Origin of the sequence: Colwellia sp. RE-S-Sl-9, from assembly GCF_048296855.1 — a bacterium.
Taxonomy (GTDB): Bacteria; Pseudomonadota; Gammaproteobacteria; order Enterobacterales; family Alteromonadaceae; genus Pseudocolwellia.
Window position 1 is genome coordinate 4,650,969 of record NZ_CP182631.1, and the last position, 16,481, is coordinate 4,667,449.

General features: G+C 35.3%; 13 protein-coding genes. 5 read left to right on the plus strand and 8 right to left on the minus strand.

From position 1 onward, the window contains the following. Positions 1-141: 141 nt before the first annotated feature. Positions 142-711, plus strand: a complete 570-nt coding sequence (locus tag ACM9HF_RS20315; RefSeq protein ID WP_473613356.1) for a PhnA domain-containing protein — start codon at positions 142-144, stop codon at positions 709-711. 70 nt (positions 712-781) lie between these two features. On the opposite strand, the gene ACM9HF_RS20320 is transcribed toward ACM9HF_RS20315, so the two are convergent. From ACM9HF_RS20320 to ACM9HF_RS20335, 4 genes are all read right to left on the minus strand, one after another. Beyond that, positions 782-1,234, minus strand: coding sequence for a methyltransferase family protein (locus ACM9HF_RS20320; RefSeq protein ID WP_473613357.1), 453 nt, complete (start codon positions 1,232-1,234; stop codon positions 782-784). A 184-nt stretch (positions 1,235-1,418) separates the two neighbouring features. After that, complete coding sequence (locus ACM9HF_RS20325) at positions 1,419-2,339, minus strand: LysR family transcriptional regulator (RefSeq protein ID WP_473613358.1); 921 nt, start codon at positions 2,337-2,339, stop codon at positions 1,419-1,421. Between the two features lie 104 nt (positions 2,340-2,443). Further along, the gene (locus tag ACM9HF_RS20330) at positions 2,444-3,307 is read right to left on the minus strand and encodes a sugar phosphate isomerase/epimerase family protein (RefSeq protein WP_473613359.1); all 864 of its coding nucleotides are present in this window, start codon (positions 3,305-3,307) and stop codon (positions 2,444-2,446) included. Positions 3,308-3,808: 501 nt separating this feature from the next. Further along, positions 3,809-4,474 (minus strand): flavin reductase family protein, encoded by a 666-nt coding sequence (locus tag ACM9HF_RS20335; RefSeq protein ID WP_473613360.1) that lies wholly within the window; start codon positions 4,472-4,474, stop codon positions 3,809-3,811. A gap of 254 nt (positions 4,475-4,728) precedes the next feature. On the opposite strand from ACM9HF_RS20335, the gene ACM9HF_RS20340 reads away from it, so the two are divergent. Both ACM9HF_RS20340 and ACM9HF_RS20345 read left to right on the plus strand, forming a co-directional pair. After that, positions 4,729-7,011 carry a bifunctional diguanylate cyclase/phosphodiesterase gene (locus ACM9HF_RS20340; protein WP_473613361.1) on the plus strand — a complete coding sequence of 761 codons (2,283 nt, stop codon included), beginning with the start codon at positions 4,729-4,731 and terminating at the stop codon, positions 7,009-7,011. Positions 7,012-7,092: 81 nt separating this feature from the next. Beyond that, positions 7,093-8,283: a DEAD/DEAH box helicase gene (locus ACM9HF_RS20345; RefSeq protein WP_473613362.1), complete on the plus strand. Its 1,191-nt coding sequence runs from the start codon at positions 7,093-7,095 to the stop codon at positions 8,281-8,283. 119 nt (positions 8,284-8,402) lie between these two features. On the opposite strand, the gene trhO is transcribed toward ACM9HF_RS20345, so the two are convergent. Then, entirely contained in the window at positions 8,403-9,380 is a 978-nt protein-coding gene (trhO, locus tag ACM9HF_RS20350) for an oxygen-dependent tRNA uridine(34) hydroxylase TrhO (protein ID WP_473613363.1), read from the minus strand. A 354-nt stretch (positions 9,381-9,734) separates the two neighbouring features. On the opposite strand from trhO, the gene ACM9HF_RS20355 reads away from it, so the two are divergent. Both ACM9HF_RS20355 and ACM9HF_RS20360 read left to right on the plus strand, forming a co-directional pair. Then, positions 9,735-9,905 (plus strand): DUF3545 family protein, encoded by a 171-nt coding sequence (locus ACM9HF_RS20355; RefSeq protein ID WP_473613364.1) that lies wholly within the window; start codon positions 9,735-9,737, stop codon positions 9,903-9,905. A 189-nt stretch (positions 9,906-10,094) separates the two neighbouring features. Then, positions 10,095-10,667, plus strand: coding sequence for a MiaE family protein (locus tag ACM9HF_RS20360; protein WP_473613365.1), 573 nt, complete (start codon positions 10,095-10,097; stop codon positions 10,665-10,667). A gap of 606 nt (positions 10,668-11,273) precedes the next feature. Here the strand turns inward: ACM9HF_RS20360 and ACM9HF_RS20365 are convergent. The 3 genes from ACM9HF_RS20365 to ACM9HF_RS20375 form a co-directional block, all read right to left on the minus strand. Beyond that, positions 11,274-12,602 (minus strand): NCS2 family permease, encoded by a 1,329-nt coding sequence (locus ACM9HF_RS20365; protein WP_473613366.1) that lies wholly within the window; start codon positions 12,600-12,602, stop codon positions 11,274-11,276. Positions 12,603-12,754: 152 nt separating this feature from the next. Beyond that, a complete protein-coding gene (locus tag ACM9HF_RS20370) occupies positions 12,755-13,846 on the minus strand; it encodes a purine nucleoside permease (protein WP_473613367.1) in 1,092 nt (363 codons plus the stop codon). 119 nt (positions 13,847-13,965) lie between these two features. Then, a complete protein-coding gene (locus tag ACM9HF_RS20375; protein WP_473613368.1) occupies positions 13,966-16,359 on the minus strand; it encodes a TonB-dependent siderophore receptor in 2,394 nt (797 codons plus the stop codon). Between the last annotated feature and the right edge of the window lie 122 nt (positions 16,360-16,481).

The window sequence follows — 16,481 nt, forward strand, 5'->3', positions numbered from 1 at the left end:
AGCTTCTTGTCTACCATAATTCGACTAAGTAACGCTTTTAAGTGTTTATTCTTATTTACAATTGTTGTTTTTGCTATTGGGTCGTATAATTAGCGCACTTTTAATTTATCAATTTTGAGACATTAACATTTAGGAAAGCAAATGGTAGCGCAACAAGCATTGGAACAACGTAGTAATAACAGCTGTGAACTGTGTACAGAAAAGAATAATTTAGCTGTTTATCCCGTACCGCCGACAAGCGACTTAAGTGCGCAACAAAGTATTTTAGTGTGCAATACTTGCTTAACGCAAATTGAAGGTAATGCTGATTTAGATATTAATCACTGGCGTTGTTTAACTGACAGTATGTGGAACCAAGAACCTGCTGTTCAAGTAATGTCGTACCGTATGTTACATAAATTATCTACGGAGAGCTGGGCTCAAGATGCGTTAGATATTATTTACATGGAAGATGCTGTAAAAACATGGGCTGAACAAGGTATTGCTGCAGCAGAGCGAGCAGGGCCTACCAGAGACAGTAATGGTGCAGAATTACAAGACGGTGATGATGTTACCCTTATTAAAGATTTAAAAGTAAAAGGTGCAAACTTTACGGCTAAACAAGGTACATTGGTTAGAGGCATAACGTTAACTGACAACCCTGAGCATATTGAAGGTAAAGTTAACGGTACTCGTATTGTATTAGTGGCTGATTATCTGAAAAAAGCTTAGTTTTATTTTCTATTGATGAATTCATTTTATTATTTATGTATTGATTGAATTCATCAATATCACTTCCTTTTTATATCCAACGTCTTACCGTTAATAAGTAGTTTTGATAGTCTTCTTTAAACTTTCCTGCTAATACTTTTTCTTCTGGTTTTATTTGGTATTGAGTAATGAACCAAATAAACAATGGAATAGGTAAAAAAGCTAAAACATTTTCGTATAAAACACTTACCGCAATTAAAAAAATGAGCATAGCTAAATACATTGGGTTTCTTGAATAGGCATAAATTCCTGAATTAACAATCACTGAAGTTGTTTCAGGTTTTATAGGGTTAACCGTAGTTTGATGTTTTCTAAAAGAATATATCGCAATAAAAGCAAGCAATATTGATATTATGGTGAGTAATCCAAAAACAATAAATTTAAAGGAAAAATCAAACCTAAAGTATGGAAAAAATTTCACCATCAACTCCATTAGTATCATGGCAATGAATACCTGAAAAACAGGCAGAATTTTTTGTTCCATAAGATGTCCTTAAATTTTGCTAAATTTTAAAATGAAAATTGATCGATCTAGTTTCCCATCGAAGAAGCGCTTGAGCAAAATCACTTCTTCGTTAATCCTTTTTATAAGGGACGAAGCATTGCCTTGAATTGATATCGCTCAAGCACTCTGAAATACTCATTTGGATTGGTAACGGGTATATAAGTTAGGCTATGATCTTTTTATTTTTTAGTTCTTTCAAAATGTTATTACAATTTTCTGTTAAACATTCTCGTAGTAATCTCACTATAGGAGTAATTGATTGTTTACTTGGACATATTAGCCATAGTTCTGTCATCGTTGGTTGGTAGTCATGCATTACAGAAATCGCTTTATGGTTAATTAAATCATTTGACATATCTAAAGCTGATTTTACCGCTAAGCCCTTGCCAGAAATACACCAACGCCTGACTAAATCGCCGTCATTGGCAACTTTATTACCTTGCATTTTTATTGAATAGTGATGGGTTCTGTTGGTAAATGTCCATGTGTCGTAAACTGTGCCATTCATTTGATAAAAAAGACCATTATGGTTCGTTAAGTCTTTTGGGTGTTCTGGTGCTTTATTTTTTTGTAAATATTTTGGCGAAGCGCAAAGTAAGCGAGGTACGTCACAAATTTTAAAACCATACATGTTTGAATCTGTTGGAGCACCATACCTTAAGGCAATATCTACAGAATCACGGTAAAAGTCTAAAGCATGATCATTTAAAATTAATCTTAGGTTTAATTGGGGGTGTTGCTCGGCAAGTTCATCAAGCCATGGTGCAATAATGTTACGACCTAAATCTGAAGAGGTTGTTAAGCGTAATTCACCTGTTATAGATTCCTGATCAGTGAGTAAATCTTGTTGAGCCTTATTAAGCGTTTCTAGTGCTAATATACATTGTGGAATGTATTTTTCGCCACTAACAGATAATCTTAATTGTCGAGTTGAACGTATAAATAATTCAAACCCTAATTGTTTTTCAACACGTTTTATTGCTGCACTTGCTCTTGCTACTTGAATATCTAAATGAGTAGCCGCTGCGGTTATACTACCAAATTCAGCTGTTTTTATAATAATCTCTAAATCGGAAATTAACAATTTATGTATACTCAAATAACTATTGAAAGTGTAAGCATTATTATTAATGTTTTTACTAAATATAGCAAAGGCTTGTCAGTCTTTGCTATAACGCTCCCTCAAAATTATAGTTTATTAATATAAGCGTCTAAGCCTTTTTTAGATAAAGCTACAGCTTCTAATGAGCTTAGGTTGTTAGGGTATTCTTCTTGTTCTACTACTATCCATTTTGTGCCACCTACTGTTGAATTTGCTTTTAATAAGCTTGACCAATCAACACTATCTTGACCTATTATAGGGAGTTTTTTGTTATCTGACTTCATCGCTTCAGGTATGCGAGATTTATAATGGGTTGTTAATGTTCTTCCTGGATAACGCTTCACATATTCCACAGGATCTTTCCCAGCGTAAACTGCCCAGCCAGCGTCTAACTGCAAAATAACGTTTTGAGAGGTGTTTTGTGCAATATAATCCCAATAGGTACTGTTATTAAATGAGTTAAATTCATGATCATGGTTATGAAATCCGGTTTTCATATTATAAGGAGCAAGTTTCTTCGCTATTTCATTGAGTAAGCTAACAATTTCTTTTACTCCTTCTGGATGCCATGCGCGTTTGTCCCATCCAATAATTAAACTATCAACGCCTAATTTTTGATAAAAGCTAACGGTTTTTTGAAAATTTTCATCATTAAGGGCTTCAAATGAAACATGTGCACCACTTGCTTGTAAATTTAAAGTACTTAGGTATTGCTGGAGGTCTTCTGGTTTGTTTTTAAAAGGACCAAATTCATTAGCAAACTCTACTCCTGAAAATCCCATTGCCGATAGTTTTTTTAGTGTGCCTTTATAATCAATTTTGATTTGATCTTTGACTGACCATAATTGAACGCTTAAAGGGGGAATTATCGTTTTTTTATTTTTGCTACTACAGCTTATTTGAGACACGGTCAGTATAAACAAAGCTATTGAGACGAGTATCTTTTTCATTTTCGTTTCCTTAAATACGTTTTACTTTCATTTTTTACACAATAACCAACTTCGCGTTGTTAATGCCATACAAGTTAAAGAGAAGTTGCTACAACAGATTGATGTTACTGAAAGTGTAGCAATGGAGATTGTTTAGGGAGTAATAAATAATCGGATAATAATGCAATATTTTCGGCTTTATACCTGTTACCACTCAAGAGGCTATTTCAGAGCACTTGAGCGATATCAATTCAAGGCCGTGCTTTGTAATAATGGTTGTTCCCTTATAAAAAGCATTAACGCAGAAGTGATTTTGCTCAAGCGCTTCTTCGATGGGCCTAAAAACAATTTATGGGGCTTATTAACTTTAGTCAGGTTCCTACATGGATGTAGACCTTAGATTTCGTCTGGAACATGAAATCTGTGCCTAAATTGTTTTTAGTTCCCACTGAAACCGGCATCTTGAATGATAACGGGTATATATCATTATTTTATAAGACGTAATTAAGAGTCAGCTTATAATCATTCTGGACGTTGTTTAGTGAAAGGTTTAGTGATCCCTGCATATTCACTTGCGCCTAATCGAGCGAGAGGGTTAACCATATCAGCGTATATTTTTATTCTGTTTTTTTCATCTAGTTCGGTGACTTTATCATTGATGTAAACTTGCTTAACTTCAACAAAAATAAGGGTTTGAGGAATATCTCCAATTTCTTTTATTTCATAAAGTTCACAGCCGTAAGCAATATCGCATTGCTCTAGTCGAGGTAATGCAAAACCCTCGAAAGGCACTGTGCTTAAAAGTGAATTATCTACTGACTCATTTAAATTGATTAAATCAAGCTCTGATTCGCCATGAGGTAGTGTTGCTGCTGTTTGAGTGACTAATTCTGATTGTTGTTCAGAGGCGATATGAATGACCATTTTTTTATTTTTAAGTATATTCACCAAAGTGTCTTTAGGCTCACCTGTAGGCTTTTTACCCACAGAGATCATTAATATTGCAGGTTTACTTGAAACGGCTGTGAAGTATGAAAAAGGCGCTAGATTAAATTCACATCCATTGTCTTTTTTGGAGAGTTCATCACCAGATAAGGTGAGTGCCCATGCGATGGGGCGGGGAATAATGGTTTGAGTCATTAAATGGTAACGTTGAGTTGCTGAGTAATCTGAAAAATTTATGATCATGAAAGTATCTTATTTGGTTTAGGTTGAGTATTAAGTCAATTCAGTTGGTAAGGTTATTTTTAATCCCCACTGAAACCTGAATATAACTAACATACCTTAATCATTTTACCAACTATTGCTTGTACTCAGTAGCTTTACTTTTACAAGTTAGTTGTCTAGCTTTAGTGGTAGAAATATAAATTTATCTAACTATGTTGTCTTGTACTCAATGCGTTATTTATGTTGTGATAATTAAAATGTTATAGGCTGATTTTATGAGCGTACCCCAGAAGTTATTGGATGAAATAGCTTTATTAAAACAAGAATTAGCTCATGTGCAGCAGCTTAAGAATAATTGTGTTATTGAACACTATGATAGCAAAGGAAGGCTTATTTTTATTACGCACAACACTAATGACGGGTTGTGGGATTGGAATTTAGTGAATAATGATGTTTATTACTCTCCTAGTTGGAAAGAGATACTGGGGTACGAAGCTCACGAACTTAAAAATAATTTTGATACTTGGTCTAATAATGTTCACGTTGATGATAAAAAACTTGTTATACAGACTATAGAAAACAACTTATCAAATAATATTGACACATTTGAAATTGATATGCGCATGCTCCACAGAGAAGGATATTATCTGTACATTCGCTCTCGTATTTTACAAGTTTATCGAGATTCAAATAACAAACCTATCAGAATTATTGGTGCTCATGTTGATGTAACCCAGCGTAAACAAGCTGAATTATTTGAGCAGCGACATAGCGATATTCTAAAAATGATTGCTCAAGGCGATTCTGCTTCAAAAATTTATAATGAAATTGCTTCTCTTTATGAAGGTCGACATATAGGCATACGTTGTTCAATGCTTGAACTTGAAGGAGATACACTTATACATGGTAGTGCACCAAGTTTACCTCAAGAGTATTGTGACAGTGTTCATGGTTTAACTAATGGGCCAGAAGTGGGATCATGTGGCGCATCAACATATACAGGTAAACGTGTCGTTGTTGAAAACATAGAAACAGATCCTAAGTGGAAAAACATAAAGCATGTAGCATTGCCTTATGGTATGCGTAGTTGTTGGTCTGAACCTATCATTTCTTCTACAGGAGAAGTATTAGGCGCTTTTGGTATGTATCGAGATTATCCAGCCGTACCTAATGAAAAAGAATCAAATGATTTGACCGCAGCAGCACAGCTTACCAGCATAGTGATGGAAAGAGATAGAAACTTAAAGCGTATTCAATCTTTAGCTTATACTGATGAATTAACGAGTCTTTCGAGTCGTGCCCATTTATTTTTAAATGTAGAGCATTTGATTAAAAGTTCTGAACGTTACAAAGATCGTTTTAGCTTGTTATATATAGATTTAGACAACTTCAAAAATGTCAATGATAGCTTAGGACATGATATTGGTGATTATTTATTAAAAGAGGTTGGAGCCAGAATAGCTGATCTTAGTCGAGAAGCTGATTGCGTTGCGCGTATTGGAGGTGATGAGTTTTGTATTGTAACTAAAGAATTAAATAATAGTTATAGTGCAGCCATTATTGCCCAAAGAATTATTGATGTTGTTGCCACACCAATAGAATTATCGGGAAGAAAGTTTATACCTGCTTGCAGTATAGGTATTGCACGTTACCCAGAAGACGGTACCGATCTTAAAAGTTTATTAAAAGCTGCTGATACAGCATTATATTCAGCCAAAGATACCGGTAAAAGTTGTTATGCTTTTTATAATATTGAATTAAGTCGAATTGCAGAATACCACTTTAAAGTTGAACAACTGTTAAGAGAGGCAATTGAACAGAATCAGCTCTCATTAGTGTATCAACCTCAAATAGATATAGAAACAGGTATACTGGTAGGGGTTGAAGCTTTATCTCGCTGGTATCATCCCGAAATAGGTGAAATAGCGCCAGTAGAGTTTATCGCTATGGCAGAGCGTATAGGTATGATAAAGCCTTTAACTGAGTGGGTTTTTTATCAGGGGTGTAAACAAGCTGTAGCTTGGCGGGGAGCTGGTTTTCCAGAATTGCGTATGGCGATTAATATTTCACCTAATCACTTATTTGATCATGATTTTATTCCTTCCCTCAAATACGCCATTGAATCTACAGGGATGAACTCTCAATTCTTAGAATTAGAAATCACTGAAAGTGTTGTTCAAACCAGTGATTATGATCCTTCTATATTTAAATCACTGAAAGACTTAGGTGTGTTATTAGCCATTGATGATTTTGGTACAGGCTATTCATCTTTTGCATCACTCAAACATCTTGCGGTTGATTACCTAAAAATAGATAAATATTTTATTAACGATATGCTTAAAGATGAGAAAACTAAGTTACTCATTCGTTCAATGCTTGAGATGGGACATAACCTAGGTTACAAGATAATTGCCGAAGGAGTTGAAACGAAAGAGCAATTTATAAAGTTAAGGGTTTTTGGTTGCGATATTGCTCAAGGTTTTCTTTTCAGCAAACCCGTTAACGCTAAACACATAGAAAAGTTACTTAAAAAATCTATGAGTTTAAAACGAGTTTAACAATAAGCCTTTATTATCTATTTCAATATACTGCTATACTCCGCGCCCTAAATTGTTTGAGCTATTTGAGTCGAGGTACGCATGTCATTTTCAACACTGGGTTTATCAGAGCCCGTTTTAAAAGCAATAGCTGAGCAAGGCTATACAACACCTACCGACATACAAAAACGTGCTATTCCTATTATTTTATCTAAAAAAGATCTTATTGCTGCCGCCCAAACAGGTACAGGAAAAACTGCCAGCTTCGTATTACCCATTTTAGAGTTACTCAATACTGGTTATACATTACGAGGTAAGCGCATTAAAGCGCTTATATTGACGCCTACAAGAGAATTAGCCGTTCAAGTTGAAGCGAGTATTGCAAATTACAGTAAACACTTAGAATTAAGCTCTATGGCTATGTATGGTGGAATTGATGCTGAACCTCAAAAACAGCGTTTAATTTGGGGGATAGATATTCTTGTTGCTACACCTGGACGTTTACTTGATATGGCGCATCAACGAGCATTGCATTTTGATGAGTTGGAAGTATTAGTACTCGATGAAGCCGATAGAATGCTTGATATGGGCTTTAGAGAAGACATTAATAAAATAATTGAACGATTACCTACGCAGCGCCAAAACTTATTATTTTCTGCTACATTATCTGACGATATTCGCCAGTTAGCTAAACGAGCTATTGGTCCTCATGCGGTTGAAATTTCTATTAAACAAGACAAATCAACACAGCCTAAAATAGATCAATGGTTAGTCACTGTAGATAAAACCAATAAATCTGCTTTATTAAGTTATCTAATTAAAGAAAATGAATGGAAACAGGCGCTTATATTTATTGAAACCAAACACGGCGCTGCTAAATTAGTAAGCCAATTAGAAAAACGTGACATTAAAGCTGAGTGTATTCATAGCGGTAAAACGCAAGAAATAAGAGAAAAAATACTGGCTGATTTTAAATCGGGAAAAATTCAATTTTTAGTGGCTACTGCTGTAGCCGCCCGAGGAATTGATATTGATGATTTATCGAGAGTGATAAATTACGACTTACCTGATAAAGCTGACGATTATATACACAGAATAGGAAGAACGGGTAGAGCTGGCGCTAGTGGTGAAGCAATTTCTTTTGTGGCGAAAGACAACTTTAGAAACCTTTGTGCTATTGAAAGTAAGCTAGGGCATATTATTGAACGAAAGGAGTTCGAACAATTTCCTGTGAAAAAAGTAGTGCCTTTATCTATTTTAAATTATGTGCCTAAAAATAAACAAAGACTTTGATAGGTAAGTTTTTTAGAAAATTCAAACCGGATAAATCAGTTTTTAAGAAAGAATAACTAAACCCTAACCTCAGCATACAAGCTGAGGTTAGTAGACTTTAAGGCTAAGCTACTCAGGGGTTAGGCTTTAGATTGTTCACTTTTACGTAATGTTTTTTCTTTACGTTTTTCTTTAATAATATGTTTAACATCGCCGCCAATATGGCTTTCACCGCGTGCTTTAGCTAAATTTACTTGGCGTTCTCTTTCTCTAAAACCGGCACGTTGTGCATCCGTATATTTATCAATACAACGCGGACAGCTTACGCCTTTAACATAATGCTCACTTTGTTTTTCTTTTTCTGTAATTGGAAATCTACAAGCAAAACATTGATCGTATTGACCTTGTTCTAGGTTATGATTAACCGCAACTCGGCTATCAAAAACAAAACATTCACCTTCCCACATTGTTTCTTCTTGAGGGACTTCTTCTAGATATTTAAGAACGCCGCCTTCTAAATGATAAACTTCTTCAAAACCTTGTTCTTTTAAATAAGCTGTTGATTTTTCACAGCGAATACCGCCCGTACAAAACATAGCCACTTTCTTATGTTTATTTTTGTCTAAATTTTTTGCAACATATTCAGGAAATTCACGAAAGGTTTCGGTATCAGGATTTATCGCGTTTTTAAATGTACCTATTTCAACTTCGTAATCGTTACGAGTATCTACAAGTAGCACATCAGGATCAGAAATTAAGGCATTCCAATCTTTAGGTTTTACGTAGGTGCCAACAGTAAGCGTAGGGTCTATACCTTCAACCCCCATGGTGACTATTTCTTTTTTTAATTTAACTTTGGTACGTTGAAATGGATTTTCAGTGTTGTAAGAAACTTTAAAAGATAAAGGAGATAAACGACTGTCTTGTTCTAAAAAATTAAGTACATTATCTATACCTGCCTGAGGGCCTGCAATTGTCCCATTAATACCTTCTTCAGCTAATAATAGCGTACCTTTTACTTCGTTTTCTTCCATTGTAGAGACAAGAGAAGGTTTTAAATTTTCAAAATTTTCTAATCGAACAAACTTATATAATGCACAAACTGTAATTTGACTCATTGAGTTACCCATTGAACTAACCAGATCGTAAATCTGGTGCTGTAGATTAAAACAACATATGTAATATGTTGTTAGCTTAGTGTAATTAAAACTTCGATAGCCTTAATGACAAGGTGCGGAATTCTAGCAAATAATACGAATTAACAAAATACTTCTCGGTGTTAACTTTATGCGCTAGATCAATTTTTTTATTTAATTTCTTCAAGTTGTCATAGTTTAGTAAAGAATTAGTCATATTTTACTTTTACATTAATATCCATAAATTAAATGCTTAGCCCTATAGGTTAAGTCGTTAATTTATTACCTTATGAGCATTAATGCGATTTTAATAATACTTTTGAAGAGGCTTTGAAAATGGCTAATTATGATTTATATGAAATGGAAGAGTACTTTAACGAAGAAACAAACGTAGTCAGTAAAGTAAATATAAAAAGCACTAAAAGAAAATGGCGTGAAATAGAAAATTTTAAAGAAAAACAAAGATTACGTCGTGAACTATTAGAGTATAGCCAATATGGTTTGTAATTTTCTCATCTAGTAACTCTAATTGCTTTATTAGAGTTACTAGATACTATCCGTTACCACTCAGGTGCGTATTTCAGAGTGCTTGTTCATTCGTTCGTAGAACACTTCTTTTTCAAAAATTCGAATTAATCCTTTTTTCTTCTGTCATAGATGGGTAAGATCCTGTTTTATTTATTATTGACTTATCCCATGTTTGAACTTAAATACCATACCCCTTTTAAATGGACTGAAGCTGTTTTAGCTGATTTTGATACCTTTTTACAAGACCATGCAGCAGCAGAAAAAAAAGCTTCGGGTATGGCTATCTCTATGTTATCGCATTATCAAGACCGAACGCGCTTAGTAAAAGAAATGACGGATCTAGCACTAGAGGAACTCATTCACTTTAAACAAGTATTGAAACTTTTAACCGCTAGAAATGTCCCCTTAGCTAATGATAAAAAAGATACTTATGTAAAAGAAATACGTTCGGTATTTAGACACGGTCAAGAAGAGTTTTTTATGGACCGATTGTTAGTAGGTGCCGTTATTGAAGCAAGAGGGCATGAGCGTTTTTCATTAGTTGCAGAAGCTTTAGAAGCAGGAAAAGATAAAGATTTTTATGTCAGTATTGCTAAATCTGAAGCAAAACATAAAAACTTATTTGTAGAATTAGCTTATGAATATTTTGATAAAAATGCAGTAGATGTGCGCTTAGATGAAATTTTAGAATTTGAAGCAAAAATTTGCGCTAAACTTCCGTTTAGGGCTGCACTTCATTAGCTCATATTGTCGTGCTAATTAACCTCAACTCGGGTTAATGAATGTTAGATAATGAATTAAAATTATTATTTATCAAAACCTTAACCTGTACCGTTGTTTTCCTAAGTTATATTAGTCTCTCAACATTGATATTTTTGTGTATAACAAGGCGAATTTTTCTATCTAATAGCTAGCTATTAGTAATAAATTCAACGAAGTTAGGCATAAAAATAGCTTGTTGAGTAACTTTGCTTATTCCGAGCTGAGGTTAATTAGCCTGAAAACTGGATAAAGATTGAATTCTTTGCCCACCTTGCGATCAGAAATTTCGACTAAAAACGATTTGAAAGCAATAAATGTGGGCTAATGAATAAGTTAATAGATATATTTTTGATGTCGATGATTTTTGTCATCAATTTTTACCTGTATGGAAAACGACTTAATCGCTAACAGAACTAAAACGCGAATAAGTGTATGCCTATCGTTATAGCTTCTTATTAATAAAATACAGCTGCAAAGCGAGGCAGCTGAAGTATTTTATAAAGAGGTAATGAACAAATAAATTAATGAATTACCTCGCTAGTATTCAGTTTGTTTTACTGAGTCATATTATTTATTTTCAATTGCTTACTTTAAATCAAAAATATAACGCAGTAGGAAAATAGCCGTTATAAAGTACGTAATGCCTGATACTTCTTTCATTCTGTTTGTCCCCATCATTATGCCCACATAAGTAATAAAGCCTAATGCTATACCTTCACTAATACTAAAGGTGAGGGGCATGGCTATAAGTGCAACAGTTGCTGTGGCTAATGATGTCATGTCTGAGGTGTCTAAATGGCGAAAAGACTCCATCATAAATATGCCTACCATGATTAATGCTGGCGTAGTGGCCATTAAAGGAATAACTTTCATTAAAGGGGTTAAAAACAAAGCAAGAATAAAACAAATACCAACCACAATGGCAGTTAGACCTGTTTTTCCACCAGCAGATACACCTGCAGCTGATTCAATATATGAGGTTACGGGAGAGGTCCCTAATGAGGCACCAATAACGCTAGCACCCGCATCAGCCGTTAAAGCCGCGCCCATTTTAGGTAATTTACCGTTTTTATCAACCAAATTGGCTTTACGAGTAACGCCAATAAGGGTGCCAATAGTGTCAAACATATTAACGAACACTAACGCAAAAATAAGATCCCATGTTTGAGCTATGTTAATTATTGGGTACATAATATCCATAGCAAAAAAGGTATTACTAATACTGTCGGGGGCACCTAAAATTGATTCTGGATGAGTCGTTAAATAACCCGTTTCAGTTGGAATAAAGGCACCAATAACGGTTAATACAACCACTGAAATTAAAATTGCGCCTGTTATATTTTTAATAATTAATACAACGGTCAGTAAAACACCGAACAAAGCAAGTAAAGTGACGGGTTGCGATAAATCACCTATTGAAACAAAGGTCGCAGGATTACTTACCACTAATCCTGCGTTCTTTAAGCCAATGAAAGCGATAAATAAACCAATACCACATTGCACGCCTATTTTTAATGCTTCGGGTACTGATTCTGCAATTTTAGTTCTTATGCCTGTTAAAGAAAGAAGTAGAAATAAAATCCCATTCCAAAAAACTATACCTAAAGCAGCTTCCCAAGGAACCTCACGAGTTAAGCAAATTGTAAAAGCAAAAAAAGCATTAAGGCCCATGCCTGGCGCCATTGCTATAGGGTAATTGGTCATTAACCCCATCATTATTGTGCCGATACAAGCTGCCAGTGCGGTTACTGTAATAAGCCCTTCAATGGGCATTCCGCCAGCAGCTAATATGCTAGGGTTTACCACTAACACGTAAGACATTGCTGCAAAGGTTGTTAACCCTGCAACAATTTCTTTTCTAATGTCAGTACCGTGCTCTTGCAGTTTAAAAAGTGTTTCTAATATTTTTATCATATTATTGCTCAGTGTAAGGCTATATTTTTTATGTATGGTTTTTATGTATTGTATTTTAACGTAGTAAATAAAAAATATACTGCAAGATTGTTTTATTTATTTGGTGTTAATAAACAATAAGTTACTATTTCATTAGTCAATATTGAATACGTTTATTTTTTATCGTAAGGCATTGTAGTTCGGTACGTATCCCAATCACTTGTTAAGGTGTCGATAACTTTACTTCCTACACTATAGGCTGACTCGAGGGCTGATTGCATACCTGCGTAACCTTCAGAGCCACTTTCTTGTGCCAAGTTCTCTGCAGCGGTTAAACCATAGGGTTGAGTGGTATAGTTACTTGCTGTTCGTAAAACCATAAAGCGATTTTTATTAACTTTACCGGCATTATGTAAAAAGATCATTGCTTGGTAAGCACCTGTATCTTCCATACCAGAGCTGACAAAATTACCTTCTCCATTAGTCCAATATGTCGTCCAGTCGTTTGCCCAGTCGTTAAGTAACTTTCCGTGCCAAAATGTTGAAGATGATAGGTGTTCACCTTTTAAAACAAATGGAGGTTTTTGTGCATTTGGATATTGGCTGTACTGGTCACGTAATTTTTTCATTTTAGGGTAATCGTTAAGCTTTGTGTTTTTGGTTAGCTCATACGCCCAATTTGTAAGTTTGTGGTTCAGCTTAAACGCCTCACCATTCTTCGATTGTTGGTGATCTTCTGTGCTTGGGGGTTCTGTGTAAAAAAGTGGAAAATACCCTGTTTTCCAATCTTTAGGCATTTCTCTAGCATCAATTTGATGAGCCAAACCGCCATCTACTAACCATGTTGCCCAAGCCGCAGACCCTATCGAAGCATCTTCAGGATCAATGCCTGCAATACCTGCAACTAACCAATAGCTATGAGTTAGATCAAAGCGTTCATCAAGACCTAATGCCATAATAGCGGCAGATGCTTTTGCTATTCCCATACCTGTAACCATACCTAAAACACCTGTTTTTTCATTATAAAACAAGTCGTGGTGTCCTTGTGGGAAGTCAAACTTAGTGGAAAGGTTTTGCCCACTTTTCCATAATTGAAATTCTCCAGGTTTATCGCCACTGTCTTCGCCTATTTCAAACATAGTAACAACCACAGCCTTAACTTCGATAGGCGGTGGCGAAACACTTTGTGTAGTGTTTTTTTGTGTACAAGCGCTTACAACTATTACAGTTGTTAGTACCGATAATAGTTTTTTTATGTTAGTCATTCAAACTCCTAGGAGATTTTAAAAATGGTAAATAACGATGTTGTGCAATAATCAATTAACAAAGAGGGAACAATTAAGTTCCCATCGTATTGTTAAATGAATTTTGAAAATTTCCTCGCTTAAAATTTGTAGCTAAATTTAGCTTGAAAGTGTCGTGGCAGCTCAGGCAAGACTATTTGTCCACCGAACAAGTCAGGGAAGTTAGCACGGTAGTAATCTTCATTGGTTATATTTTTCAGGTTAATACTCGCGGTCCAAGTTTCAGCATCATAAAATACACCGGCATTAATTAAGGTATAAGCTGGTAATTCTACTGATTGAGAAAATCCTGAATATGTTGAGTCAGCTCTTACAACACTTGCATTGGCTGCAAATCCGTTAAGAAAGTCATAAGTTGCTGTTGCTGTATAGATATTTTCAGGCATGCCTGCTTTGCGAGACTCTTCTTTATTATTAACAAAGGTTAAACCTATAACGTTACCACCATAAATTAACGATGGATCAGTCAGTGATGTTAAGTCTTCTGCGCCTAAGAAACCAAATTGTGAGCCTTCTTCTAGCGCAGTTAGGTTATAGACTTTTAAGTTGGTATAACCTGCACTAATGACAAGTTGTTCGTTAACTACCCAGCGTAGTTCAAATTCAACACCTTCGTTTTGAGTTGTTGCATTGGTAATGATGGCTTGCGCATTGAAGTCGGTGCGCTTTTGTTCGTATGATGAAAGTGCGAAGTATAAACTGTCATCTAAAAAACTACCTTTAATACCAAATTCAGTTAATTCTGATGTATCAAATGCACCACCAGACGCTACTGTGCTAGCGTCTATTTCAGCACCTTGGCCTGCAATTAAGGTCGCTTGTTCAGCCTTAGTAAAATATGGAATTAAACCAAACTCTGTTTTGAATGAAATACTGGCGTTCCAAGAAATACCATCTACGGTATCTTCTTCGGTTGTTATAGGAGCTTTTACAAGTAGTTTGTCGCCTCTACTGGTCGATTTAATGTCGATACTGTCGTAACGAATACCTAACACAGCATTTAAACCAAAGTCCCATGTTAAGTCGGTCATTGCTGCTATGCCATAGTCAGTATAGTAACCCGTACTATAAGTGGTGTAATCAGAATCAATACGTGTAGATAGTAATCGTCTATCTAAAGCAGACGACGGTAGGGTTAAATCACGACGATCAAAGTATTCGTTTGTAAAATCATCACCATGCTTAAAGTTTGTATAGCGAATAGAGGGTGAAATTTGAACTTGTGCTATTAATGAATCCATTTCAAATTCGTTTGAAATAATAACTTTATCTTCAACAACGTAACTGTCATGGAATTGAGAAAAACCGTAAGCATTTTCATTTAAATTTTCGTAGGCTTCATAAAATAATTGGTTTTTAACTTCCCAATTATTGTCAGCATAATAAGTGACATCAAAATATAGTGTATCAACGGTGTTCGATAATATGTCATCAGGTGCTACAAGTACGCTACTTTTACTTAAAGTTGCTGTACCAGCATTATCAAGCATCATTTCTGGCGTTACTTGGTCATCTGTAAATGACGGTGGAAATGCGTAGAAAAAACCTGCACCTGCAAGATTAACTGCACCGTATTCTTGATGAGAGATTGAACCATCACCATCTGTATCTAGTGGTCTTGCGGTACCAGTGGTGTAAGTATTGTTGTCAATTAAGTCTTGTGTTAAACGGTTCCAGCCTGCTACTTGGTTACCATCGTATTTGTGATGCATACCACCTAATTCAATTTTAACGTTGTCGCTGATGTCTATGTCGAACGAGCCTTGTAAAATAGTTTGGTCTGTATTGGTGTTATCGTAAAAACTACCTGAATTTTCTATTTCACCATATAAGTAGAAACCAGCAGTTTTACCTGCAACAGTTGCAGGACCACCAATTTCAGCAGTCATTACACTTTTGTCCCAACTACCTGTGGTATATGAAAAAACACCTTTGTTTTCTTCTAAATAGCTACCGCCACTTGCACGTGCAGATTTTGGTGTGAAATTTAAATACCCACCAATTTTTGAAGGTCCATAAATAGGAGATGCTGGGCCACGAACAATATCTACTCGGCTAGAAGCGCCAATAGGAGTAGGGTAATTACCAGGGTTGTCTAAGCGTTTTACACCTCTGAAATAAGTTTCACCGGGAGTGCCTCGAACATCTAAAGAACCAGCAACACCGAAAAATGATTGTGTAAAAGTTCCCGGTGAGAATGCAACTAACTCATCGATATCACTTATACTAAAGCGTTCAATTTGTGCGTCAGATATTGTTGAAGCTGAACGAGGGGTTTCTAAAATTGATTTCCCAAAACCAAATACTGATTCTACATCGTTACCAGGCAAACTTCCTAGTGAACCGGTGACTTCTATTTTTTCAATATCCTTATTAGTGTTGCCAGCTTCCTCTGCCAGTACGTTAGACGAAATAGACAAGCTTAATGCTACAGCTGCGGCTAACGATGATACTTTATATTTTATTATTGGCATGATTACCCCTTGATAGTTTATAAATTTTTCGACGCTATTTTTGTAATTAGCTTTTGTATATATTTTTTTTATAAGTAAATAGTGTTTCTAAATTTAGTAACTGCAGAATTAATGCCACAATC